Annotated in this window: 20 protein-coding genes; 7 read left to right on the top strand and 13 right to left on the bottom strand. The window is 41.8% G+C overall.

Annotated features, from left to right (window positions below; genetic code table 11):
• Positions 1-3 precede the first annotated feature (3 nt).
• The 4 genes from AN389_RS11835 to pxpB all read right to left on the bottom strand — a co-directional run bounded on the left by AN389_RS11835 (position 4) and on the right by pxpB (position 4,518).
• Positions 4-843: a PhzF family phenazine biosynthesis protein gene (locus tag AN389_RS11835; RefSeq protein ID WP_055019864.1), complete on the bottom strand. Its 840-nt coding sequence runs from the start codon at positions 841-843 to the stop codon at positions 4-6.
• Positions 827-2,500 carry an asparagine synthase B gene (gene asnB, locus AN389_RS11830; protein ID WP_055016042.1) on the bottom strand — a complete coding sequence of 558 codons (1,674 nt, stop codon included), beginning with the start codon at positions 2,498-2,500 and terminating at the stop codon, positions 827-829. Before asnB ends, AN389_RS11835 begins: the two co-directional genes overlap by 17 nt.
• A 424-nt stretch (positions 2,501-2,924) precedes the next feature.
• Positions 2,925-3,857, bottom strand: coding sequence for a biotin-dependent carboxyltransferase family protein (locus AN389_RS11825; protein WP_055019863.1), 933 nt, complete (start codon positions 3,855-3,857; stop codon positions 2,925-2,927).
• Between the two features lies 1 nt (position 3,858).
• Positions 3,859-4,518 (bottom strand): 5-oxoprolinase subunit PxpB, encoded by a 660-nt coding sequence (pxpB, locus tag AN389_RS11820; RefSeq protein ID WP_055018404.1) that lies wholly within the window; start codon positions 4,516-4,518, stop codon positions 3,859-3,861.
• Positions 4,519-4,713: 195 nt separating this feature from the next.
• Between pxpB and msrA the strand changes: the two genes are divergently transcribed.
• Together msrA and AN389_RS11810 are read left to right on the top strand one after the other, a co-directional pair.
• Positions 4,714-6,003, top strand: coding sequence for a peptide-methionine (S)-S-oxide reductase MsrA (msrA, locus tag AN389_RS11815; RefSeq protein ID WP_055019862.1), 1,290 nt, complete (start codon positions 4,714-4,716; stop codon positions 6,001-6,003).
• Positions 6,004-6,136: 133 nt separating this feature from the next.
• Positions 6,137-6,871 carry an ABC transporter substrate-binding protein gene (locus AN389_RS11810; RefSeq protein ID WP_235575969.1) on the top strand — a complete coding sequence of 245 codons (735 nt, stop codon included), beginning with the start codon at positions 6,137-6,139 and terminating at the stop codon, positions 6,869-6,871.
• A gap of 845 nt (positions 6,872-7,716) precedes the next feature.
• Here the strand turns inward: AN389_RS11810 and AN389_RS11805 are convergent.
• From AN389_RS11805 to AN389_RS11765, 9 genes are all read right to left on the bottom strand, one after another.
• A complete protein-coding gene (locus tag AN389_RS11805; RefSeq protein WP_055018402.1) occupies positions 7,717-8,598 on the bottom strand; it encodes a LysR family transcriptional regulator in 882 nt (293 codons plus the stop codon).
• 315 nt (positions 8,599-8,913) lie between these two features.
• Positions 8,914-9,570, bottom strand: a complete 657-nt coding sequence (locus AN389_RS11800; protein ID WP_055016036.1) for a CoA transferase subunit B — start codon at positions 9,568-9,570, stop codon at positions 8,914-8,916.
• A 15-nt stretch (positions 9,571-9,585) separates the two neighbouring features.
• A complete protein-coding gene (locus AN389_RS11795; RefSeq protein WP_055016035.1) occupies positions 9,586-10,284 on the bottom strand; it encodes a CoA transferase subunit A in 699 nt (232 codons plus the stop codon).
• Positions 10,285-10,329: 45 nt separating this feature from the next.
• Positions 10,330-11,232, bottom strand: a complete 903-nt coding sequence (locus AN389_RS11790; RefSeq protein ID WP_055016034.1) for a hydroxymethylglutaryl-CoA lyase — start codon at positions 11,230-11,232, stop codon at positions 10,330-10,332.
• Positions 11,232-13,223, bottom strand: a complete 1,992-nt coding sequence (locus AN389_RS11785; protein WP_055016033.1) for an acetyl/propionyl/methylcrotonyl-CoA carboxylase subunit alpha — start codon at positions 13,221-13,223, stop codon at positions 11,232-11,234. The genes AN389_RS11790 and AN389_RS11785 overlap by 1 nt, the downstream gene beginning before the upstream one ends.
• Before the next feature lie 8 nt (positions 13,224-13,231).
• Positions 13,232-14,002, bottom strand: a complete 771-nt coding sequence (locus AN389_RS11780; RefSeq protein WP_055016032.1) for an enoyl-CoA hydratase/isomerase family protein — start codon at positions 14,000-14,002, stop codon at positions 13,232-13,234.
• Between the two features lie 12 nt (positions 14,003-14,014).
• A complete protein-coding gene (locus AN389_RS11775) occupies positions 14,015-15,622 on the bottom strand; it encodes a carboxyl transferase domain-containing protein (RefSeq protein WP_055016031.1) in 1,608 nt (535 codons plus the stop codon).
• Positions 15,623-15,632: 10 nt separating this feature from the next.
• Complete coding sequence (locus AN389_RS11770) at positions 15,633-16,808, bottom strand: isovaleryl-CoA dehydrogenase (RefSeq protein ID WP_055016030.1); 1,176 nt, start codon at positions 16,806-16,808, stop codon at positions 15,633-15,635.
• Positions 16,809-16,858: 50 nt separating this feature from the next.
• Entirely contained in the window at positions 16,859-17,293 is a 435-nt protein-coding gene (locus AN389_RS11765) for a MerR family DNA-binding transcriptional regulator (RefSeq protein WP_055016029.1), read from the bottom strand.
• A gap of 329 nt (positions 17,294-17,622) precedes the next feature.
• Here AN389_RS11765 and AN389_RS11760 point away from each other — a divergent pair, with 329 nt between their 5' ends.
• The 5 genes from AN389_RS11760 to AN389_RS11740 all read left to right on the top strand — a co-directional run bounded on the left by AN389_RS11760 (position 17,623) and on the right by AN389_RS11740 (position 23,645).
• Positions 17,623-18,804 carry an acetyl-CoA C-acyltransferase gene (locus AN389_RS11760; RefSeq protein ID WP_055016028.1) on the top strand — a complete coding sequence of 394 codons (1,182 nt, stop codon included), beginning with the start codon at positions 17,623-17,625 and terminating at the stop codon, positions 18,802-18,804.
• A gap of 104 nt (positions 18,805-18,908) precedes the next feature.
• Positions 18,909-20,399, top strand: coding sequence for a CoA-acylating methylmalonate-semialdehyde dehydrogenase (locus AN389_RS11755; RefSeq protein ID WP_055019861.1), 1,491 nt, complete (start codon positions 18,909-18,911; stop codon positions 20,397-20,399).
• A 141-nt stretch (positions 20,400-20,540) separates the two neighbouring features.
• Positions 20,541-21,698 carry an acyl-CoA dehydrogenase family protein gene (locus AN389_RS11750; protein ID WP_055016026.1) on the top strand — a complete coding sequence of 386 codons (1,158 nt, stop codon included), beginning with the start codon at positions 20,541-20,543 and terminating at the stop codon, positions 21,696-21,698.
• A 10-nt stretch (positions 21,699-21,708) separates the two neighbouring features.
• The gene (locus AN389_RS11745; protein ID WP_055019860.1) at positions 21,709-22,494 is read left to right on the top strand and encodes an enoyl-CoA hydratase; all 786 of its coding nucleotides are present in this window, start codon (positions 21,709-21,711) and stop codon (positions 22,492-22,494) included.
• Positions 22,494-23,645 carry an enoyl-CoA hydratase/isomerase family protein gene (locus AN389_RS11740; protein WP_055019859.1) on the top strand — a complete coding sequence of 384 codons (1,152 nt, stop codon included), beginning with the start codon at positions 22,494-22,496 and terminating at the stop codon, positions 23,643-23,645. The genes AN389_RS11745 and AN389_RS11740 overlap by 1 nt, the downstream gene beginning before the upstream one ends.
• Positions 23,646-23,653: the final 8 nt, after the last annotated feature.

The following is a 23,653-nucleotide window of genomic DNA, read 5'->3' as shown; positions in this document are numbered from 1 at the left end:
CGCTTAACTTACAACGACCTGGTTGCTGTTAAACGTATAGTTTAGCAGCGCACCTTTTGATGACTGCTGAATAAGAGTTGCTTCATTTAAACCATGTAGTCTAAAAATAAGTGGCGCTATAACCGACACAGCGGAGCCTGTAGCCGAATCTTCATTTACCCCAAATTGCGGCGCAAAATACCTAAAATGCGCGCAGGCATTGTTTTTATCAATACTATGTATTTGCAATGCAATTACCGCATTGTTATGCATATTTGCTAGGCGCGTAAAATCAACCTCTAATTGCTTTAAATTAACTATATGTTTAAACAGTACAACGGTATAACCGCTCTTATGAGCTGTTGAGTAAGTTGCTTTTATAGAATGTGAAAATACACCTTTAAGGCTATTTTCCTCATCAACCTTTTTTAAATTAATAGCCGCTAGCTGAAGTTGCACACGGCCTTTATCACGCTTCATTTTAAACCGCTCTTTATCGTTCGAAATAAAGTATAAAGGGCAAAAGCTAAAGTGGGCTAATAAACAGTTTGCAGCAGCAAGGGTGCCATGGCCACAGCGCTTAATTTCTGATGTTTGGTTAAACCAGCGAATGTTACATACATGGCGAGAAATTTCGCTTTCATTTAAAAAAACGCTAGCAGGGTGCTGCGAATTTGCGGCAATATTTTGCATTACGCGCGTACTTAACCCTTGTTTATAAATAACAATTAACGCACGTGAACCAGCTAAGTTAAAACGTGAACTAGAAAATACAGGAACTGAATAGAGATGCTTTATATACCGCAACATAGGCTGCTTGAGCCTACATTGCGATAAAAAGGTGCGTTTAGCCTTTGCTTGCATACGCGTCGTTGTGGACGCCTGCAGCACGGCCTGATGGGTCAGCATTATTTTGAAATGATGCATCCCATGCAAGTGCTTCAGGGGTTGAACACGCAACCGACTTACCATGTGGCACACATTTAGCTGATGCATCACCAGGGAAGTGTGATTCAAAAATAGAGCGATAGTAATACGCTTCTTTAGAATCTGGCGTGTTAATAGGGTATTTAAACTTAGCGTTAGCAAGCTCTTGGTCGCTTACTTGCTCGTTTACAAACTCTTTTAACGTGTCTATCCAGCTGTAGCCAACACCGTCAGAGAATTGCTCTTTTTGGCGCCACAGTACTTCTTCAGGCAGGTAGCCATCGAAACCTTCACGTAAAATGTGCTTTTCAATTTTGCCATCTTTACACATTTTAGCTTCAGGGTTGATACGCATAGCCACATCAACAAACTCTTTATCAAGAAACGGTACACGTGCTTCTACGCCCCATGCAGCCATTGACTTATTAGCACGTAAACAGTCAAACATATGCAGCTTTGACACTTTACGGTTTAGCTCTTCATGGAATTCTTGTGCGTTTGGTGCTTTATGGAAGTATAAATAGCCACCAAATAGTTCATCAGCGCCTTCGCCCGATAACACCATTTTAATACCCATAGCTTTAATTTGGCGCGCCATTAGGTACATTGGCGTTGAAGCACGTATGGTGGTTACATCGTATGTTTCAATGTGGTAAATAACCTCACGAAGCGCATCAATACCTTCTTGAATGGTAAAGTGAATAGGGTGATGCACTGTGCCAATCATATCCGCAACTTTTTGCGCAGCGGCTAAATCGGGTGACCCCTCAAGGCCTACAGAAAATGAATGTAGCTTAGGCCACCATGCGTCACTTTCATCGTTATCTTCAATACGTTTAGCAGCAAAACGTTGCGTAATAGCCGAAATTACCGACGAGTCTAAACCACCTGATAGCAATACGCCATAAGGGACATCACACATTAGCTGGCGTTTTACAGCGCCCTCTAACGCTTCTTTTACGTCTTGCGCTTGTGCACTGTTATCTTTAACTGCGTCGAAAGTTTCCCAATCACGTTTGTAATAAGGCTTAAGCTCTCCATCTTTGCTATAAAGGTAATGACCTGGAGGAAACTCTTCAATATGCTTACAAATTGGCGAGAGCGCTTTAAGCTCAGAAGCAACATAAAAATTACCATGCTCATCGTGGCCAGTATAAAGTGGAATAATACCAATGTGATCTCGGCCAATTAAGTACGCATCGTTTTCTTCATCGTATAAACAAAATGCAAAAATACCATTTAGGTCATCTAAAAACTCAGGCCCTTTTTGTTTGTATAACGCTAAAATAACTTCACAGTCTGATTGAGTCTGAAATTCAAAATCAACTTCTAACTCTGCTGCCAGCTCTTTATGATTATAAATTTCGCCGTTAACCGCTAATATATTTGTTTTTTCAGGGTTATATAATGGTTGTGCGCCGCTTGAAACACCTACAATAGCTAGGCGTTCATGCACTAAAATCGCTTTTTCAGATGAATATACACCAGACCAATCTGGGCCGCGGTGCCTTAGTAACTTTGACATTTCAATTGCTTGGGTACGCAACTGAGTGGCGTTAGATTTAATATCTAATACACCAAAAATTGAACACATAGTAACTCCTCATTCCTATTATGTGTGCAGCAAAGCAACGTTGCTGTACTGCGAAACCTTGTTTTATCAGAAATAATTACTCAAGTCACACTGCTTTTGCAATTAATTAAGAATAATTTATGCACCAAGCGCAATGCTTGCGCACCATGTTGGTGCTTTGTGCGAAGGTGAGCTTATATTTAAACCAAATTTATTATAAAAAGTGGCGTTAGTAAGGCAGTTAGCGCATGGTTTTAAAAAATGAACTTCACACAAACGCACCAAATGTGTGCGAAATTTAAAGTAAAACTTAATTGTCTTACTGTATATTTTTTGTGTTTAAAGTTATTAACTACCTAAACTCAGCTTATTATTGCCTCTAAGCAAAGCGCAGTTAGCTATTTTAAATAGCCGCCAAATAGAGGCTTAATTGCCCACTTTATAATTAACTGTATTTAAGCGCCAAGCTGAGCTGGTGTAAGTGACCTTCAAGCTTTTGTTTTGCCAATTTAGCTTGCTCATGGCTTACCTGCTTAAATTCAATAGAGTCACCGGGTCTAAATTGGGCAAATTGATGTAAATCAGCCTCTATTACCGTACCAAGTAATGGGTAGCCACCGGTTGTTTGAGCATCGTTAAGTAATACAATAGGCTCGCCACTGGGCGGTAATTGAATCGAGCCTGGGCCTGTGCCCAATGAGGGCAGTGAATGACTATGCGTTAAGGGGCTTTCGTTTGTTAGTCTAAGTCCCATTCTGTTACTGTTATGGCTGACTTTAAACGATGTAGAAAAAAACTGTTTAAGAAGCGTATCACCTAATAGCTGTGCGTGCGGACTTGCATGAACCCGAATCACTTTCAATTTAGGCGGGGTAATAGCACCGCGCTGTTTAAAGCGCGTTATTGGCACGGGCGATGTTTTTATCGGGATAATATCGCCCTCACTCAGCGCTTTACCTGCTAAACCACCAAAGAGCGCGTTTAAATCGGTTGATTTTGAGCCCATCACATCTTTAACATCAATGCCACCTTGTACGGCTACATAGGCACGCAAACCAGCGCGACCCGTATCAAAGCTTAAAGTTTGTTTCGCTCTTACTTGGTAACTCCAACCTGGGTACAAGGGTGTTTCATCAAGCGCAGCGTTTAAATCAGCGCCTTGTAATGCGATAACTGTATCGGTTTCAAACTGTAACTCGCACAGGCCTAATGTCACCTCAAGCACAGCTTCATTATCTTTGTTACCCACTAATTTATTAGCAATTATTTGTGCGTAAGGGTCTAAACAACCCGCTTGGCTAACACCTAAATGTCGATAACCGTAGCGTCCGCTATCTTGAATTGTAAGTTGTACGCCGGCTTTAAGAACTTTTATCACGTTATGCTCCTTGCACTGTGTTTATTGAAACAAACGATAGCGTATCGCCGGGTTTGAGTAAGCAAGGTTCTGCGTGTGTGCTATCAAACAGAGGCGTATTAGTGTGGCCAATAATATGCCAACCGCCAGGTGTTTCTGCAGGGTAAATGGCGGTTTGATCTGAACCTAAAGCAACCGCACCTGTAGGGACTTTAGTACGCGGCGTATCTCTGCGTGGGATATGCAAGCGCGAGTCTAATCCATGAAGGTAGGCAAAACCGGGCTGAAACCCTAAAAATAAAACGTGGTAAGTGGTTTGACTGTGTATTTGAATAATTTGTTGGGGTGTTAAGTTAGTTTGTTTGGCAACAAAATCTAAATCTTCTCCTTCATAAGTAGTGTGTATTTTATGATGAGTGCCTGTAAATGTTGATGCGTGAACTTTGTCCCATAAATCTGGGAGAGCGTTCTTCCATTTTTCTAAATTATGAGCCGATTTTAAATAAAGCGTTAAAGAGTTCATGCCTGGGACTAAATCGATAAATTCGTTACTTTGCTTTAGCTGCTTAGTGAGCGCCCAAATTTTTTTTTGAGTGTCTAACACATTGTTTTGTTTATGCTGTGTGGCATCTAATAGCAAACTGTTATTTGTTAAAGTAAATACCTGTGATAATGCAGTCATAATTTAATCTTTTTATACAACGTGAAGCAAAGCTAACATAGTTTTGTCAATTTAATCAGTACCTAGCCATAAGAAAACCGGCGAAAATAAAATGTAGACTCAAACTGAATACAAATTTAGTACGTATTTATTTGCTGAAATAAAAACATGGTTGGTTAGGTCTTAATTAAAACACGCAGGTATTAAGAGGTATTTATGACATTTTCTCGAACAGTTTATTTATTGGGCGCTGCTATTACCTTTAGCGCCGGCTGTTTTGCCCTATCAACAGAAAAAATAGAGCACAGCAACGTAGCGGCCACCATGCACATAAAAACCATAGTGTTAGGCTCAGGGTGTTTTTGGGGAGCCGAAAAACGTTACGAAGCACTAGAGGGGGTTATAGATGCAGAGTCGGGTTATGCTGATGGACACGGTTTTAAAGCAACCTATAAAAATATTACCGACCAATCTCGTCGTTTTGACGAAAATAACTACGCTGAAGTAGTGCAAGTTATGTACAACAGCAATGTGATTTCTTCTAAAGCATTGATACAAAATTACTTTGAAAGCCATGATCCTACTCAATTGAACCGCCAAGGTAATGATATTGGCACGCAGTACCGATCAATTATTCTTACCACCACAAAAGAGCAAGCACAGCTTGCAGAGCAAGTTAAAGCCGAGTATCAGCCGTTATTAACAGAAGCAGGTTATGGCCAAATAAAAACAGTAATAAAACCGCTTGAGGGGTTTGTATCTGCTGAGGAGTACCATCAAAATTATCTACAGAAGAACCCTAATGGCTATTGCCCAGATCACGCCACAGGTGTGGTTTTTAATAAAACTAAAAAAGCAGATGCAGACAATAACTTTTTACTAAGCGGCAAGCACATTGTGGTACTAGATTCACGGGAGTATTGCCCTTACTGCGAAAAATTTAAAAAATTAGTAGCAAATGATTATAAAGGCTCAATCCCTTTAACCTTTCGCCATGCAGATGAGCTCAAGGGGTTAACTATAAAATCGGCAACGTGGGCAACCCCTACAATTTTATTTTTAGAAAATGGTAAGGAGGTGTATGCACATCTAGGCTACGCGTCTCCCGCTGAATTTTATAAAGCGCTGGGTGCATTTAAGTTAGGTGATAGTGATGCATACGAGGTGGCATTTCATGAGCGCACAGACAGACCGTATTGCAAAGAGTATAAGGAATTTAAAAATACCCCCGATGGCGTATTTGTAGATAAGTTAAGTGGTGAACCCTTGTTTGATACTCGAGATAGATTTAATTCGGGCACAGGTTGGCTGTCGTTTAAGCATCCAGTAAAAAATAGTGTGACTAAACACAAGGATACAAGCTGGGGTATGACACGAATTGAGCTTAAATCTAAAAGTTCAGGTATTCATTTAGGGCATTTATTTATAGGTGAAGGGCCTAGAGGTACGGATAGGTATTGCATTAATGCTACAGTGTTGGAATTTAAACCCCGCGACAAAAGCTAATTTTAAGGGCGATTCGTTCGCTCTTCTTTAAATAAATATAAACTTTAATTAACTGCAATTATGTTATATAAGTTTAGGTATCAACCAATAAAAGTGACGTTAAACTATCAAACTGATTAACACTTTAGCACTTGTGTATGGGCTTATAGCAATAAGCCCAACCCAAGCACAGCCAAATGAAAAATATGTAATAGGCGTAGAAAATATAGAATATCTGCCTTATTACGATGGTAGTGGTACTTACAAACGTGATTATTTTGGTTTTAGCAAAGAGCTGCTGGAGTTATTTGCAAAACAGCAAAATATCAAGTTTGAGTTTTATACTTTACCAATTCCTCGCCTATATAAAGAGTTTATAGAGCATCACCATGTTGATTTTAAGTATCCAGATAACCCTAATTGGCAAGTAAGCTACAAACGTCAGCACCAGCAAAGCATTAATTATTCTGTGCCTTCATTAGTTACACATACAGGTATAGCAAGTTTAAAAGACAATATTAAACTTGAAGATTGCAAGTCACTTGCAAAAGTGCGTGGTTTTACATTACAAGGGCTTAATAAATTAACTTCAATGCCTAACTTAAAAGTAATCGAAAACGATAATGTTATCGAGATGATTTACTTGCTGCATAAAGAGCGAGTTGATTGTATATATATTTCACACGATGTACTTAAGTATAATATTGAGGAGTTTTTCGATACCCCTGTACCTGTGTTTTTTCAGCATCAACTGCCAGTTGATCATCAAGCGTTTATGCTATCGAGCATTAAGCACCCACATCTTATTAGAAAGTTTAATGTATTTTTAAAAGAGAATGAAAATACCATTAAACAGCTCAAGCAAAAGCATAACTTTATAATTGAATGATTCTAATCCGCAATAATAGTAAATCATTTGGTGGGGGTGATGTGTGGCTGTGTATGTTTAAAACGCGCATTTAAAACAATTGAATAGCGAATTTTTACTCAGCTATTAATATGGTTCTTAGCCTCAAAATAGATCATTTAACTAAGCGTATTAACGTACAAGGGCAGGGGAAAAAAATAGTGCTTATAAAATAAAAACGGCCCATATAAGGTCACCACCTCACATGAACCGCTTTTCACACTGACAACATCTTACACACACAATATAAGATTCGGTTTGCTACACAGTAGCTAATTTAGTTATTGCTGCGTGCTGCTGGTGGAATAAAAAACAGTTCAAACCAAGTCACCACCTAACTTGAACTGCTTTTTCACACTGACAACATCTTACACACACAATATAAGATTCTTTTCTTACCTTATTAGAGCTATCACATCTAAAAAGGTTGCATTTATTTGGTGCAAAACAGTAAATACTATCTAATTAGTAAACATGTTTAGCTGTTTGCTTTTGATTGGTTAACTTTAAAATAATCGTATTTGTCAGACAAACGATAAAAATAAAACCAATAAGTGAAAAAAATTAAGCTATAGACTTTAGTCTAAGTATTCTCTCTATATTATTGATTTTTAATAAGTTAATTTTCAATGACTCGCTTGCAGTAAAAAGTAAGAGTTTAAATAAAAAAATATAATTAATAATAAATGATTAAACGCTATGGGTAAGCGTAAAAAATAATGAAGGACTACAGTTTACTGTGTGCAGCCTTAGGACATGCTAAGTGCTGCACACTAAAAGTAGGGGAGTAACCAAACAAAAATACCATGGCGTATATTATTTCAACACTAACTTTGAATGTTGCTAAATGTAGATACCACCCACTTAGCAAATAAATCCAGTGCTGGGTTGGGCGTATTAGCTTCGTGCTGCACTAAGTAGTATTTATCTTTAGTTGTAAGGGGCTGCTGAAACAATTTATAAAGCCATTTTTCATCAAACCAGCTTTGGCTGATAGGTAGCGGTATAAGTGAAATACCTATACCTTGCTGGGCAGCGCGAGCGACCCCAAACATACTATCAATTTGGATAATTTGTGTAGGAGAAAAGTCATCTATGCCCGCTTTTTCAGCCCATTGGTGCCATGCCCATGGTCTTGCTTTATGCAGAATTAGGGGGACTTGATTTAATGCTTGGCAATGATCGTCTTTCCACTGTTTTAACAGTGCTTCGTTACACGCAGGGATATATTCAAGATTAAATAACTCTGTTGTCAGGCCTTCTGTAGGCTTACTAGATGATAAAACAATCGATAAATCGCTGTGTCGGGTTAGCTCTTTACGGGTTTTAAGCGTATCCATTTGCAGGTTTATATTTGGATGCTCTGAGGTCCACTCACTAAGCTTAGGCATGAGTAGTTCACTGGCAAAAAACTCAGGCAGCGTAATGGTTATATTAGTATTTTGCTGTAACTGACTAAATTCGTTGATGGTGTTCTCAAGTGTATAAATAATGGGTGAAATAGCATCAAAAAAGTTTTTACCTGCAGCGGTTAAGCTAATGGAACGAGTTTGTCGCTGAAAAAGCTCTATACCAAGCTGTTCTTCAAGCTGTTTAATCTGATGGCTTACCGCAGAGGGGGTAAGGTACAGCTCTTTAGCTGCATGTTTAAAACTTAAGCTTTTTGCTGCAAAGCAAAAAGAGCGGAGGCCTCGAATAGGAGTTTGCATGTTTTCCAAAAATCGTTTAATTAATTAAAGACGCCTTTATTAGGCAATAATCGAACCAATAATTTAAATTAATAATATCAATAGTTTAATTTTAAATATAGCGCTAGTTCACAAAAAAGGTGCAGACTATCTACAAATTAGTGCAAAAAATTTAAGCGCTTACATTTAGAGTTATTTATATTATAGATAATATTTACTACAACTGTATTAAAAGTGAAAAAAATTTAAAGCGGGCAAAAAAAATCCCTCTAGCGAGGGATTTTGGGTAACTCAGCGCCATTGGCACTGGGAATGAGGTCGGTACATGGTGAAGCGTTAAAAAACCATTTCTGGCACTTCACCGTCAACAAGTAATTTACCTGCTGTTTTACTAATAATTTCATCTACCGATACGCCTGGTGCGCGCTCAAGTAAATGAAAAGCGCCGTCTTTAACTTCAAGTACGGCTAAATCCGTTACTATTTTTTTTACGCAGTTAACGCCTGTTAGCGGTAAAGCGCATTTCTCAAGCAGTTTTGACTCACCATGTTTACTGGCATGGGTCATAGTAACAATAATATTCTTTGCGCCTGCAACTAAATCCATTGCGCCGCCCATACCTTTAATTAGCTTTTTTGGGATCATCCACGACGCAATGTTGCCACTTTGGTCAACTTCAAATGCACCCAGAACTGTTAAGTCTACATGACCACCCCGTATCATGGCAAAACTATCTGCACTATTAAATATGGCTGCGCCTGTTGCAGCTGTCACGGTTTCTTTACCCGCGTTTATCATATCGGCGTCTAGTTCGGCTTCAGTGGGATATGGTCCCATCCCTAAAAGCCCATTTTCGGACTGTAACATAACTTCTATACCTTCTGGTACAAAGTTTGCGACGAGTGTCGGAATTCCTATGCCTAAATTAACGTAGTAACCGTCTTGTAGTTCTTGTGCAACACGCATTGCAACTTGTTCACGTGATAATGCCATAACGTCTGCTCCTGCTTAATCTCGTGTTGTTACACGTTCAATGCGTTTTTCAAAGTTACCTTTAATAACGCGGTTTACAAAAATACCAGGGGTATGAATTTGACTTGGTTCTAGTTCGCCTGGCTCTACAATTTCTTCTACTTCAGCAACGGTAATTTTACCTGCTGTTGCCGCCATAGGGTTAAAGTTCATGGCAGTGTGCCTAAATACTAAATTACCATATCGGTCTGCTTTCCATGCTTTTACAATAGCAAATTCACCCGTGATGGACTCTTCTAAAATATAAGGGCGGCCGTTAAACTCTTTAACATCTTTACCCTCAGCAACAGGCGTACCGTAACCTGTTGCAGTATAAAATGCAGGGATACCGGCACCACCGGCGCGCATTTTTTCTGCAAGTGTACCTTGCGGGGTAAGCTCTACATCTATTTCACCATTTAATAATTGCTGCTCAAACAAGGCATTTTCACCTACATATGAGGCGATTACTTTTTTAATTTGTTTATCTTTTAGTAAAATTCCTAATCCAAAGTCATCCACACCGCAATTGTTAGAAACCACGGTTAGCTCTTTGGTATTCATTTGCTTAATTTGTTTAATTAAGCCCTCTGGGATACCACATAAGCCAAAACCGCCAGCAATTATGGTATCGCCATCTTTTAAACCTGCCATCGCAGCTTCGTAACTAGAAACCACTTTATCAAAACCGGCCATGAGTCTCTCCTCATTGTATTAACTGCCAATTGGCGAGTTAAGCTATTATTTTTGTGTGTTGCCTAATGCAATTGAAACTTTGCTTACAGGCGTTTTGCCAAGTGCTTGCGTAATTTTCCAACCAGCGCTACTTAACCTTTGTAAATCAATTCCATGCTCGATGCCAAGCCCGTTGAGTAAGTAAACCACATCTTCGGTGGCAACATTTCCTGACGCGCCCTTGGCATAAGGGCAGCCGCCAAGGCCAGCAACAGCTGCATCAACCGTTGCTATACCTAAGCTTAACGCTGCGTAAATATTTGTGAGCGCTTGCCCGTACGTGTCATGAAAATGCACCGCCAGTTTCGATTTTTCAATATGATCAAGTAAAAGTGTTAAAAGCGTAGTAACTTTGTTTGCAGTGCCAACACCTATGGTATCGCCAAGGCTTATTTCGTAGCAGCCTAAATCTAAAAGCTTTTGCGAAACGCTAAGTACTTTATGCGGGTCTATTTCCCCCTCATAAGGGCAACCGAGCACGCAACTCACATAACCGCGTACACGTATGTTATTGGCTTTTGCAAAGGCCATAACCTCGCTAAAGCGCTCAATACTTTGTTCAATACTGCAATTTATATTTTTTTGGCAAAACGATTCGCTTGCGGCGGTAAATATGGCAAATTCTTTTATGCCAACGGCATGGGCCGCTTGGGCACCTTTTAAGTTGGGTGTAAGCGCACTTAAATTTGCATTGGGTAAATTAAGCGCCGTTATTACTTCGGCTGAATCGGCCATTTGTGGCACCCACTTAGGCGATACAAAGGCGCCGGCTTCGATATTTTTTAAGCCAGCATCACTAAGTGCATTTATTAATGAAATTTTATCAGATGCAGTAACCGATTTTTCGTTTTGTAGGCCATCACGCGCACCTACTTCAACAATTTTAACTTCGCTGGGGAAGGCCGCCATTACGATGCCTCCTGCGCCGTGGTGTCTTCTACAATTGCTAATAAAGCGCCGTGCGAAACTAATTCACCTTCATCAAAGCAGTAGCTTTGTAAAATACCATCGTGCGGTGCATTGAGTGTATATTCCATTTTCATGGCTTCAATAATCACTACAGCATCGCCTTTGGTGATGGTGCTGCCTACATCAACTAAATGCTTAACCACAGTACCATTAAGTGGCGCCGCAAGGGGCAGGGCGTCGTTTTCATGGCTACTAATGTAATGTTTAGTGTTTAAAGCAAGCTTAATTTGTAGCGAAGCAAACATCACGCTAATACTGCTATCAAAGTGGCTAACATGGGCGGTAAATTTTTCCCCATCAATAAACACATTACATACGTTTTGGTTTACAGAGCCTGCTATATCGAACGACTTTTCATTATGCGTTACAACATAACCCGTTTTAGTTTTAACACCACTGATGGTTAAGTCTTTAAATGGAACATCTACTTTTTGTGGGGCGTTAAGCGTAAAACCACTTAATTGCTGCCACGGGCTTGCACTTTGAACAGCTTCGTTTTTAGCGCTAAGCGTTTCAAGGTAGGCAAAAGCTGCAATGAGTTGTGCTTTTTCAAGCGCGGCGCTATCAACACTTACCAATGCATCGCCTTGCTCGGCAATAAAGTGAGTACTTGGCGCACCTTCAGCGAACCTAGGGTGGCTTGCTAAATTATGTAAAAAGCCAATGTTCGTGCTAAAACCCGCTAAGTGAAATTGCTCAAGTGCTTGGCGTAAACGCCCTAATGCTTGCTCGCGATCATCATCATGCACAATAAGTTTTGCAATCATCGGGTCGTAATACGGGCTTATTTCATCACCTTGTGCAATGCCAGTATCTATACGTACAAACTCGTTGTTAAGCGGTGTATTTAATGATTCGATTACGCCAGAGCAAGGAATAAACTCGTTACTTGGATCTTCTGCGTAAATTCGCGCTTCAAAGCTGTGACCTTGTAGTTGTATGTCAGATTGCGTTAACGGCAGAGTTTGCCCAGCGGCAATATTAATTTGCCAATTAACTAAATCTACGCCGGTGACCATTTCTGTTACTGGGTGCTCTACTTGCAGACGCGTGTTCATTTCCATAAAAAAGAACTCATCGCCACACAGTAAAAACTCAACCGTACCAGCACCGCGGTAGTTTATTGCAAGGGCACAGCGTACTGCAGCTTCGCCCATTTCTTTGCGCAGTGCATCACTTAAACCAGGCGCTGGGGCTTCTTCAATAACTTTTTGATGACGGCGCTGTAATGAGCAATCACGATCCCCTAAATACACACAGTTACCGTGGTTATCGGCAAATACCTGTACTTCTACGTGGCGAGGCTGGTTAACATAGCGCTCAAGCAGTACTAAGTCGTTACCAAAACCAGCTATTGCTTCACGCTGTGCGCCTTCTAGTGCACTTATAAAATCTTTAGCTTGCTCAACAACACGCATACCTTTACCGCCGCCGCCAAAGGCCGCTTTAATTAGCACGGGGTAGCCAATTTTTTCAGCCTCAGATTGTAAAAAAGTAGGGTCTTGATTATCACCATAGTAACCTGGCACTAATGGTACATTGGCAGCGGCCATAATTTCTTTAGCGCGAGTTTTAGAACCCATGGCTTCTATGCTGCTAGCCAATGGGCCAATAAACGCAATATTGTTGGCTTCACAGGCTTTAGCAAACTCGCTGTTTTCAGATAAAAAACCATAGCCAGGGTGGATACAATCGGCCCCGCTTGTTTTCGCAATATGTATAATTTTATCTGTTACAAGGTATGAATCTTTGCTTGGCGCTGGGCCAACATGGTAGGCCTCATCCGCCATTTTTACATGTTGTGCGTGTTTATCGGCATCAGAATAAACGGCCACCGTTATTAGGCCCATCTGTTTTGCTGTGCGCATTATTCGGCACGCAATTTCACCGCGGTTGGCAATGAGTATCTTTTTTAATGTGTGTGTGTTCATAGTTAATCCTACAGTTGCCAAGCGGGAGGGCGTTTATCAAAAAAGGCACTGAGTCCTTCTTGGCCTTCGTCAGATACCCGAATGTTTGCAATACGTTCGGCCGTAAGCTCAATAAGTTCATCATTAATAGGCTTATTTGCTACATCATTAATCAACGATTTAGCGGCTTTTACAGCGACAGGGCCATTGTCGATTAATGTTTGCAGAAGGTTATCAAGCGCACAGTCTAAATTACCGGTAACCTGATGAACCAAACCAAGTTGCTTTGCTGTGTGGGCATCAAACACCTCGGCAGTTAAAAAGTAGCGCCGTGCCGCGCGCTCACCAATGGCTTTAATTACATACGGACTAATTACCGCAGGAATAAGGCCTAGTTTTACTTCGCTTAAGCAAAATTGGGCATCGTCTTTACTCAGAGTAATATCGCAACAGGCAATTAAGCCCAGCGCGCCACCAAATGCCGCGCCTTGCACAGCACATACAGTAGGGTGAGGAGAGGTCGCTAATACCTGCATTAATTTAGCAAGCTGCATTGAATCAGCAAGGTTATCGGCGTAATTGTTATCAGCCATAGATTTCATCCAGGCTAAGTCGGCGCCTGCTGAAAAATGTTTACCCTCAGTTTTTAAAACCAAAGCGCGAATATCGAGCGTATTTGCATGCTCTATGCACTGAATTAGCTCATGTATTACTTCACTGTTAAAAGCATTACGCTTTTCAACTCGGCTTAAAACAAGTACAGCCACATTAGATTTTGTTATTTGTAGTGTTACTGACATTTTGCGCTCCGGTTACATTCTAAATACGCCAAACTTAGAGTCTTGCTGTGGTGCATTTTTAGCTGCACTTAAAGCAAGGCCTAATACATTACGGGTATCTGCAGGGTCAATAATGCCGTCGTCCCACAAGCGCGCGCTTGCATAATACGGGTGGCCTTGCTCTTCGTATTGGTCAATAATTGGCTTTTTAAAATCGTTAACTTCTTGCTCGCTCATGCTATGACCTTTGCGCGCTAAGCCGTCTTGCTTTACTTGTGCCATTACACCGGCGGCTTGCTCGCCACCCATTACAGAAATACGGGCATTAGGCCACATCCACATCATGGTAGGTTCAAATGCACGGCCACACATACCGTAGTTACCTGCGCCGTAAGAGCCACCAATTAATACTGTAAATTTAGGTACATCGGCGCACGATACTGCCATCACCATTTTAGCGCCGTGTTTTGCTATGCCTTCGGATTCGTATTTTTTACCTACCATAAAGCCGGTAATATTTTGTAAAAACACTAAAGGAATATTGCGCTGTGCACATAGTTGAATAAAATGCGCGCCTTTTTGCGCCGACTCACTAAATAAAATGCCGTTATTAGCCACTATGCCTACAGGGTTACCATAAATACTGGCAAAGCCCGTTACTAGTGTTTCACCAAAGTAGCGTTTAAATTCATCAAACGATGAATCATCAACCGTACGGGCAATAACTTCACGCACATCAAATGGTTTTTTAAGATCGGTACCTACAATGCCGTAAAGCTCGTTTATATCGTACCTTGGTGGTTTAACATCCTCTAAAAGAGGGGCTGTAGGGCGCGTATAATTAATACGCTCAATACATTGGCGAGCGATAGAAAGCGCGTGCTCGTCATTTTCTGCATAGTGATCGGCCACCCCTGATGTTTTACAGTGCACATCTGCGCCGCCTAATTCTTCGGCGCTGACAACTTCACCTGTGGCAGCTTTTACAAGCGGCGGGCCGGCTAAAAATATTGTGCCTTGCTCTTTTACAATTATGCTTTCATCAGCCATAGCGGGTACGTAGGCACCACCAGCAGTACATAAACCCATTACCACAGCAATTTGAGGAATGCCTTTACCCGACATTCTGGCTTGGTTGTAAAAAATTCGGCCAAAATGTAATTTATCGGGAAATACATCGTCTTGCTCAGGCAGGTTAGCACCGCCAGAGTCTACCAAGTAAATACAGGGTAAGTGGCAGCGCTCGGCTATATCTTGTGCGCGTAAGTGTTTTTTAACAGTTAGCGGAAAATACGTACCGCCTTTTACTGTGGCATCGTTTGCAATGATCATGCATTCAATCCCTTTAACACGGCCAATACCGGCAACTACACCTGCACAGGCAATTTCTTGCTCGTACACACCATAGGCTGCAAATTGCGAGATTTCTAAAAACGGTGAGCCTTCATCTAATAAAGTGCTGATGCGGTCGCGTACAAATAATTTACCTCGGCCTTCGTGGCGCTCTTTGAGTGCAGCTCCACCGCCTAAACTAATTGTTGCAACTTTACTGTGTAAATCGTCAACTAAAGCCGCCATGTTTTTATGATTTTGTACAAAAATAGGATCGTGAGGATTAACGCTCGATTTTAATATCGTCATAATTTAATCCTTAGCGGCTTTCAGTGAATAGTTCGCGACCAATAAGCATACGGCGTATTTCTGATGTACCTGCGCCAATTTCGTATAACTTGGCATCACGGAGTAAGCGACCGGTAGCGTATTCATTTATGTAGCCGTTACCACCTAATATTTGAATGGCATCAAGTGCCATTTTAGTGGCAAGTTCAGCAGCGTATAAAATAGCGCCGGCGGCATCTTTACGGGTGGTTTCGCCGCGGTCGCAGGCTTTTGCAACGGTATAAACGTATGAGCGTGCTGCGTTCATTTGCGTATACATGTCAGCTACTTTGCCTTGAATTAACTGAAATTGGCCAATAGGGGTGTCAAACTGCTTACGCTCATGAATATAAGGTACAACTATATCCATACAGGCTTGCATAATACCAAGCGGACCTGCAGCAAGTACTACACGTTCGTAATCAAGGCCGCTCATAAGTACCTTAACGCCTTCGTTTAGGTTACCTAAAATGTTTTCTTCGGGTACTTCGCAGTTTTCAAACACCAGTTCACAGGTGTTTGAGCCACGCATACCTAGCTTGTCGAGCTTTTGCGCAGTAGAAAAACCAGCAAACCCTTTTTCTACAATAAATGCGGTGATGCCTTTAGCGCCGGCTTCTAAATCTGTTTTTGCGTAAATAACAAACGTGTGTGCGTCGGGGCCGTTGGTGATCCACATTTTATTGCCATTTAAAATGTACTTATCGCCTTTTTTCTCGGCTTTTAGTTTCATCGACACCACGTCAGAGCCTGCATTAGGTTCACTCATGGCAAGGGCACCAATGTGTTCGCCGCTGATCAGTTTAGGTAGGTATTTTTCTTTTTGTGCTTGGTTACCGTTACGGTTAATTTGGTTTACACACAAGTTAGAATGTGCACCATAGCTTAAGCCAATTGAAGCACTCGCACGGCTAATTTCTTCCATGGCGATTACATGCTCTAAATACCCTAAGCCAGCTCCGCCAAATTCTTCAGGAACGGTCATGCCCAGTACACCCATTTCGCCCATTTGTGGCCAAAGCTGATTAGGAAACGCGTTTTCCATATCGGTTTGTTCTGCAAGCGGTGCTATTTCTTGGCTCGCAAAGCTATTGACGTGATCGCGGATCATATCGGCGGTTTCGCCTAGGCCAAAGTTCATCTCTTTATAAAGTGAAATAGTGCTCATGATTCATTCCTGTTTGTGTGTTATCAGTGTGTTTTTATTTTTAAAATAGGCTACTCGTCTATTTTATTAAGCGTGTCTCTACAGCGACGCTCCGCTGTAACTAATTCCATAAGCACAACTTTTATGTCGTCCATTTGCTGAGAAAGGTCAGCTTTTTTTTCTGCAATTAAATCGAGCATAGTAACCAGCTGTTTAGCGCTTGATTTGTCAGCGTCGTACAGTTCAAACAAACGGCCTGTTTCGGCCAGCGTAAAACCTAGGCGTTTGCCACGTAAAATAAGTTTTAAGCGAACTTTGTCGCGTTTTGAATAAATACGGGTTTGGCCATTGCGCTCGGGGGTAATTAAACCTTGGTCTTCGTAAAAACGAATCGAGCGGGTAGTAATGTCAAACTCTTTAGCTAAATCACTAATGCTAAAAGTTTGATCGTTACTGCTTGGTGCTTTAGCAGAGCTTGCAAAGTTTGTTTGATTATCTGGTTTCATAGTTGTGTTTACCTCATTCGAATAACTCCAATATAAGTGAAGTTTACGTAAAGGTAAAGCTCGATATGTTATGAAACAGTTTATAATGGAGTGATAGGGTGAAATGTTAAATTAAGTTATTAGTATTCAATCGGTTATTTTTTTCTTGTAACTTATCTTCGCTATTGGAAAATAAACCTTACACTTTTAAAACTAAAAAATAAGCTGTTTTTAGTTGACGTTAGCGTAAACGTTAGTATTGTGTATGGGTATTAAATAATAAATGAATACCAAATTAATAGAGCAAATATTCTAACAACTATTTGCATAAAAATACAACGGAGTTAATTATGACTTTAGAATCAGTGGTAATTGTAGCTGCAAAGCGTACGCCAATGGGTGGCTTTATGGGCGCATTAACCGATGCACAATCTACCGAGCTTGGCGCTACTGCCATTGCAAGTGCCCTTGCACAAACTGGTTTAGCTAATGATGCAATAGATGAAGTAATTATGGGCTGTGTATTGCCAGCGGGCCTTGGCCAAGCGCCAGCTCGCCAAGCCATGTTAAAAGCAGGCCTTGCTCTGGGCACGGGTGCTACAACCATAAATAAAGTGTGTGGCTCTGGTTTAAAAGCCGCCATGCTTGCAAACGATTTAATAAAAGCAGGCTCTATAAACTGCGCTATTGCAGGCGGTATGGAAAGCATGAGTAACGCACCGTATTTTATCCCTAAAGCGCGTGGCGGCATGCGTATGGGTCACGGTGAAATTAAAGATCACATGATGAGCGACGGCCTAGAAGATGCCTACGATAACAAAGCAATGGGCTGTTTTGCACAAGATACCGCCGATGAATATGGCATTGGCCGTGAGCAAATGGATGCTTTTGCACTGGGCTCGTTAAGTAAGGCTAATACTGCAATTGAAAATGGCAGCTTTGAGAACGAAATTGCCCCGCACACCATAAAAACCCGTAAGGGCGATGTAACTGTTTCTGTTGACGAGCAGCCGGGTAATGCACGCCCTGAAAAAATACCAAGCCTTCGTGCGGCCTTTAAAAAAGACGGCACCATTACTGCGGCTAATTCATCGTCAATTTCTGATGGTGGCGCAGCGCTTATATTAATGAGCGAATCAAAAGCAAAAGCGCAAGGCTTAACACCGCTTTGTAAAATTGTAGCGCACAGTACGCACTCTCAAAAACCAAGCGAATTTACACTAGCACCTGTAGGCGCTATGAACAACGTGCTTGAAAAAGCAGGTTGGACTACTGCTGATGTTGACCTTTGGGAAATTAACGAAGCCTTTGCCATGGTAACTATGCTTGCTATTAACGAGTTAAAGCTTGATGAGAGCAAAGTAAACGTAAATGGTGGCGCGTGTGCACTTGGACACCCAATTGGTGCCAGCGGTGCGCGAATTTTAGTCACGCTTATTCACGCACTTAAAAACCGTGGCCTTAAAAAAGGAATTGCGTCTTTATGTATTGGTGGCGGCGAAGCCGTAGCCATGGCTGTAGAGGCTTACTAACAAAGTAGTTAATTAAATAACAGCAACTAAAATGCACCGTACTCATACTAATAACAAAACGGTGCCATTTTTTTAAAAGAACACACTAACAACAGGATTTACCCATGCACCAAGTTCCACTACTTATAAATGGCGAATTTGTTCAATCGGCTTCAAACGAGTTTATTGATGTAATTAACCCAGCAAACCAAGAAGTACTTGCACAAGTTCCATGTACTACCGACTCAGAAATGGATGCAGCCATTGCCTCGGCCTCAGAAACGTTTAAAACGTGGAAAGACGTACCCATTACCGAGCGTGCCCGCATTATGATGAAATACGCAGCGCTATTAAAAGAGCACCACGATGAGCTTGCAACCATTATTTGCCACGAACTAGGTAAAACGTTTGAAGATGCAAAAGGCGATGTATGGCGCGGTATTGAAGTAGTAGAACAAGCAGCTAACGCACCGTCATTAATGATGGGCGAAACAATGGAAAACGTTGCCCGTAAAATAGATACCTATTCTTACATGCAGCCCCTAGGCGTATGTGCGGGCATTACGCCGTTTAACTTTCCGGCGATGATCCCACTTTGGATGTTTCCGCTAGCTATTGTGTGTGGTAACACCTTTATTTTAAAACCCTCTGAGCAAGACCCGCTCACTCCCATGCGTTTAGCTGAACTATTTATAGAAGCCGGCGCACCAAAAGGCGTATTACAAATTGTTCACGGTACAAAACCACAAGTAGACCGCCTACTAGAAGATAAAGCCGTACGTGCAATTTCGTTTGTGGGTTCGTGTGGCGTAGGTGCCTATATTTATTCTAAAGGCACGCAAAACCTTAAGCGCGTACAAGCGTGTGTGGGTGCTAAAAACCACATGGTTATTATGCCAGATGCGAGCAAATCGCACGTAGTTAATAACCTGGTTGGTGCATCGGTTGGTGCCGCTGGCCAGCGCTGCATGGGTATTTCGGTGGCTGTGTTTGTAGGCCAAGCAAGTGAGTGGGTAGATGAAATAAAAGCAGGCTTTGAAAACGTACGCCCAGGCGTATGGGATGACAAAGACGCAGCCTACGGCCCACAAACATCAAAAGCTGCAAAAGCGCGTATTTTATCGCTTATTGCAAGCGGTAAAGAGCAAGGCGCTACTTGTTTAATTGACGGGTCAAACTTCACAGTAGAGGGCTTTGAGCAAGGTAACTGGGTTGGCCCAACCTTATTTACCGATGTAACAAAAGAAATGGATTTATACAAAGAAGAAATCTTTGGTCCTGTGCTTGCCTGTATGTTTGTAGATACGCTAGAAGAGGCAATTGCCCTTATTAACGAAAGCCCATACGGAAACGGTACATCACTATTTACCTCAAGTGGTGCTGCGGCGCGTAAATTTCAACACGAAATTGAAGTAGGCCAAGTGGGTATTAATGTGCCTATCCCGGTTCCGCTGCCGTTTTTCTCGTTTACAGGTTGGAAAGGCTCGTTTTATGGCGATACGCACACTTATGGTAAGCAAGGTATACGTTTTTACACAGAAACTAAAACCATTACCTCACGTTGGTTTGAAGACGACATCGCTTCGGGTCCAAACATGAGCATTAATTTAAAATAAACACACTCAAAAATAATAATAAAGAAGAGCGCAAAGGCTAAACTCGCTGACAAGCAACTAGAACACACACATAAGCCTTTGCCGCTCTTCACACCTATCCCAATAGGGCACACTAACAACACACAATTAAAGAGGTCTAACATGGACTTTAACTTATCAGAAGATCAACACGCCTTTGCAGAAACTGCACGCCAATTTGCCGAATCAGAACTTGCCCCACATGCAGCAAAGTGGGATCGCGAGCATATTTTTCCTAAAGAGACGATTAAAGCCGCAGGCGAGCTTGGTTTTTGCGGATTATACACGCCAGAGGAAGCCGGCGGCCTTGGTTTATCACGTTTAGATTCAAGCATTATATTTGAGCAGCTTGCTATGGGCTGTACTGCAACAACGGCCATGTTAACTATTCATAATATGGCGACCTGGATGGTGGCAAGTTTTGGTACCGACGCAGTTAAAGACACATACGTAGAAAAACTAGTAATGGGCGAGCTACTTGCTTCTTATTGTTTAACAGAGCCAGGCTCGGGCTCAGATGCGGCATCACTAAAAACAAAAGCCGTACTTGAGGGTGATGAGTACGTTATTAACGGCTCAAAAATGTTTATATCGGGCGCGGGCGAAACCGAAGTATTAGTGGTCATGGCGCGCACCGGTGGCGAAGGCGCTGCGGGTATTTCGGCATTTGTAGTACCGGCCGATGCACAAGGTGTTGAGTACGGCAAAGCAGAAGAAAAAATGGGTTGGAACGCACAACCAACACGCTTAATTAGTTTTGAAAATGTGCGTATACCGGCACATAACTTATTAGGTAAAGAAGGCGAAGGCTTTAAATTTGCAATGCAAGGTTTAGATGGCGGGCGCATTAATATTGCAACGTGCTCAATTGGTACTGCACAAGCTGCACTTAATACAGCAAAAGAGTACTTACAAGAGCGCACTCAATTTGGTAAGCCACTGGCTGCGTTTCAGGCTTTGCAGTTTAAGATTGCAGATATGAATACCGAGCTTGTCGCTGCACGGCAAATGGTTAGGCTTGCGGCATTTAAACTTGATACCGGTGATAGTGAAAAAACCACCTACTGCGCCATGGCTAAACGTTTTGCGACGGATGTTGGCTTTACCGTGTGTAACGAGGCACTGCAAGTACATGGTGGTTATGGTTACATAAAAGAATACCCGCTTGAGCGCCATGTACGTGATGTGCGCGTTCATCAAATTTTAGAGGGCACAAACGAAATTATGCGCGTAATTATAGCGCGCCGTATTTTAGCTGAATCTGCAAGCGACGTTTTATAAGGAGCAAGTTATGTCACAATCAAAGCCGTGTATTGAATTAACAACCCAAGGGCATGTTGCAATTTTAACTATGTCTAACCCGCCAGCTAATACCTGGACAAAAGACACCTTAATAGATTTAAAAAACAAAGTTAACGAGCTTAATAACAACAAAAATATTTATGCTTTAGTGCTAACTGGCGAAGGCGAAAAGTTTTTTAGCGCCGGTGCCGATTTAAACGTATTTGCTAGTGGCGATAAAGGCGTTGCTGCTGATATGTCGCGTGTGTTTGGTGAAGCCTTTGAAGCATTGACTAATTTTACAGGGGTATCGGTTGCAGCAATAAATGGTTATGCCATGGGCGGCGGGCTAGAAGTGGCGCTTGCATGTGATATACGCATAGCAGAAGAGCAAGCACAAATGGCATTGCCAGAGGCAAAAGTGGGCTTATTACCATGCGCAGGCGGGACACAAAATTTAGCATGGCTTGTAGGTGAAGGCTGGGCAAAACGCATGATTTTATGTGGCGAGCGCCTAAAAGCCGATAAAGCCCTACAAATTGGCTTAGTAGAAGAAGTTGTACCCCAAGGCGAAAGCTTTGCAGCGGCGTTAAAACTTGCCAACCAGGTAAGCGAGCAAAGCCCAAGCTCAGTTTCTGCGTGTAAAACACTTATACAAAAAGGCCGCCATCAACCTATGGCCAGTGTATTACCGCTTGAGCGTGAATTGTTTGTTGGTTTGTTTGATACACAAGATCAACAAGAAGGTGTAAATGCCTTTTTAGAAAAACGCCGCGCTAATTGGGTAAATGGCTAATGAGTAATTTAACGTTATTAAATAATGCCGACGACCCCGTGCTATTTGAAACGGCAATCGCAGAAAACGGCAGCTTAATTGGGCTTATTACACTCAACGTACCTAAAGCATTAAACGCCCTCAATTTTGACATGATCAAATTACTCGAGCCGCAGCTGCGCGCTTGGCAAGACGATGATGCAATTGCAATGGTTATTTTAAAAGGCGCAGGCGATAAAGCCTTTTGCGCCGGTGGCGATGTAGTGAGCCTGCATCATGCAATGGCGCAAGGTAAACCTACAAGTTTAGTTGAAGAGTTTTTTACCCTTGAGTACAAACTTGATTACCTTATTCATACCTTTGATAAACCAATTCTAGTGTGGGGTAACGGCATAGTAATGGGTGGTGGTTTAGGCTTAATGGCTGGTGCTAGCCACCGCGTAGTAACCGAAACATCGCGCATTGCCATGCCAGAGCAAACCATAGGCTTATACCCAGATGTAGGCGGCAGTTACTTTTTACATAAAATGCCACAAGGTGTGGGGCTATTTTTAGGGCTAACGTCGGCTTCTATTAATTGTGAAGATGCACGCTTTGTATCGCTTGCCGATCACTTTATCGACAGCACAAAGTACGATGCCATGCTAGCGCAAATTTTAGCTGCTAAGTGGGGCAAAACTCCAAGTTTAAATCATGAGCGTTTAACAAAGTTATTAACCGATTTAGATAACCAATCTGCGCGTATGCCAAAAGGCTATATTAAAGCTAATTTAGCAACCATTCAAAAATTAGCTGAATTTAATACGCTACAAGAACAAGTTGATTATATTTTAGGCCTAACTACTGACGATAAATGGCTGCAACGCGCCCAAAAGTCACTCAAGCATGGCTGCCCACTAAGTTGTGCACTGGTTAGTGAGCAATTAAAAGCCAGTAAAGGCCAAAGCTTATTAACGTGTTTTAAAATGGAGCTGGGTATGTCGATACGCGCTGGCGAAGTTGGTGAATTTCAAGAGGGCGTAAGAGCACTACTAATAGATAAAGACGGCGCACCTAATTGGCAATACAAAACACTGAGTGATGTACCACAAACAATAATAGATAGCTTTTTTGCTAACCGTTTTGGCGAAAATCACCCACTCAATGGCTTACACACGCCATCACACACATAAAGGAAAGA

Origin of the sequence: Pseudoalteromonas sp. P1-7a (assembly GCF_001401855.1) — a bacterium.
Taxonomy (GTDB): domain Bacteria; phylum Pseudomonadota; class Gammaproteobacteria; order Enterobacterales; family Alteromonadaceae; genus Pseudoalteromonas.
This window is presented reverse-complemented; position numbering and strand designations above follow the sequence as displayed.

Excerpts from the sequence above, each read along its gene's own strand:
- AN389_RS11775 (WP_055016031.1), bottom strand. The coding sequence starts at position 15,622 with ATGACGATATTAAAATCGAGCGTTAATCCTCACGATCCTATTTTTGTA.
- AN389_RS11790 (WP_055016034.1), bottom strand. The coding sequence starts at position 11,232 with ATGGCGGCCTTCCCCAGCGAAGTTAAAATTGTTGAAGTAGGTGCGCGT.
- AN389_RS11770 (WP_055016030.1), bottom strand. The coding sequence starts at position 16,808 with ATGAGCACTATTTCACTTTATAAAGAGATGAACTTTGGCCTAGGCGAA.
- pxpB (WP_055018404.1), bottom strand. The coding sequence starts at position 4,518 with ATGACTGCATTATCACAGGTATTTACTTTAACAAATAACAGTTTGCTA.
- msrA (WP_055019862.1), top strand. The coding sequence starts at position 4,714 with ATGACATTTTCTCGAACAGTTTATTTATTGGGCGCTGCTATTACCTTT.
- AN389_RS11780 (WP_055016032.1), bottom strand. The coding sequence starts at position 14,002 with ATGTCAGTAACACTACAAATAACAAAATCTAATGTGGCTGTACTTGTT.
- AN389_RS11795 (WP_055016035.1), bottom strand. The coding sequence starts at position 10,284 with ATGGCCGGTTTTGATAAAGTGGTTTCTAGTTACGAAGCTGCGATGGCA.
- asnB (WP_055016042.1), bottom strand. The coding sequence starts at position 2,500 with ATGTGTTCAATTTTTGGTGTATTAGATATTAAATCTAACGCCACTCAG.
- AN389_RS11805 (WP_055018402.1), bottom strand. The coding sequence starts at position 8,598 with ATGCAAACTCCTATTCGAGGCCTCCGCTCTTTTTGCTTTGCAGCAAAA.
- AN389_RS11800 (WP_055016036.1), bottom strand. The coding sequence starts at position 9,570 with ATGGCATTATCACGTGAACAAGTTGCAATGCGTGTTGCACAAGAACTA.
- AN389_RS11750 (WP_055016026.1), top strand. The coding sequence starts at position 20,541 with ATGGACTTTAACTTATCAGAAGATCAACACGCCTTTGCAGAAACTGCA.
- AN389_RS11835 (WP_055019864.1), bottom strand. The coding sequence starts at position 843 with ATGCAAGCAAAGGCTAAACGCACCTTTTTATCGCAATGTAGGCTCAAG.
- AN389_RS11785 (WP_055016033.1), bottom strand. The coding sequence starts at position 13,223 with ATGAACACACACACATTAAAAAAGATACTCATTGCCAACCGCGGTGAA.
- AN389_RS11755 (WP_055019861.1), top strand. The coding sequence starts at position 18,909 with ATGCACCAAGTTCCACTACTTATAAATGGCGAATTTGTTCAATCGGCT.
- AN389_RS11765 (WP_055016029.1), bottom strand. The coding sequence starts at position 17,293 with ATGAAACCAGATAATCAAACAAACTTTGCAAGCTCTGCTAAAGCACCA.
- AN389_RS11745 (WP_055019860.1), top strand. The coding sequence starts at position 21,709 with ATGTCACAATCAAAGCCGTGTATTGAATTAACAACCCAAGGGCATGTT.
- AN389_RS11760 (WP_055016028.1), top strand. The coding sequence starts at position 17,623 with ATGACTTTAGAATCAGTGGTAATTGTAGCTGCAAAGCGTACGCCAATG.
- AN389_RS11740 (WP_055019859.1), top strand. The coding sequence starts at position 22,494 with ATGAGTAATTTAACGTTATTAAATAATGCCGACGACCCCGTGCTATTT.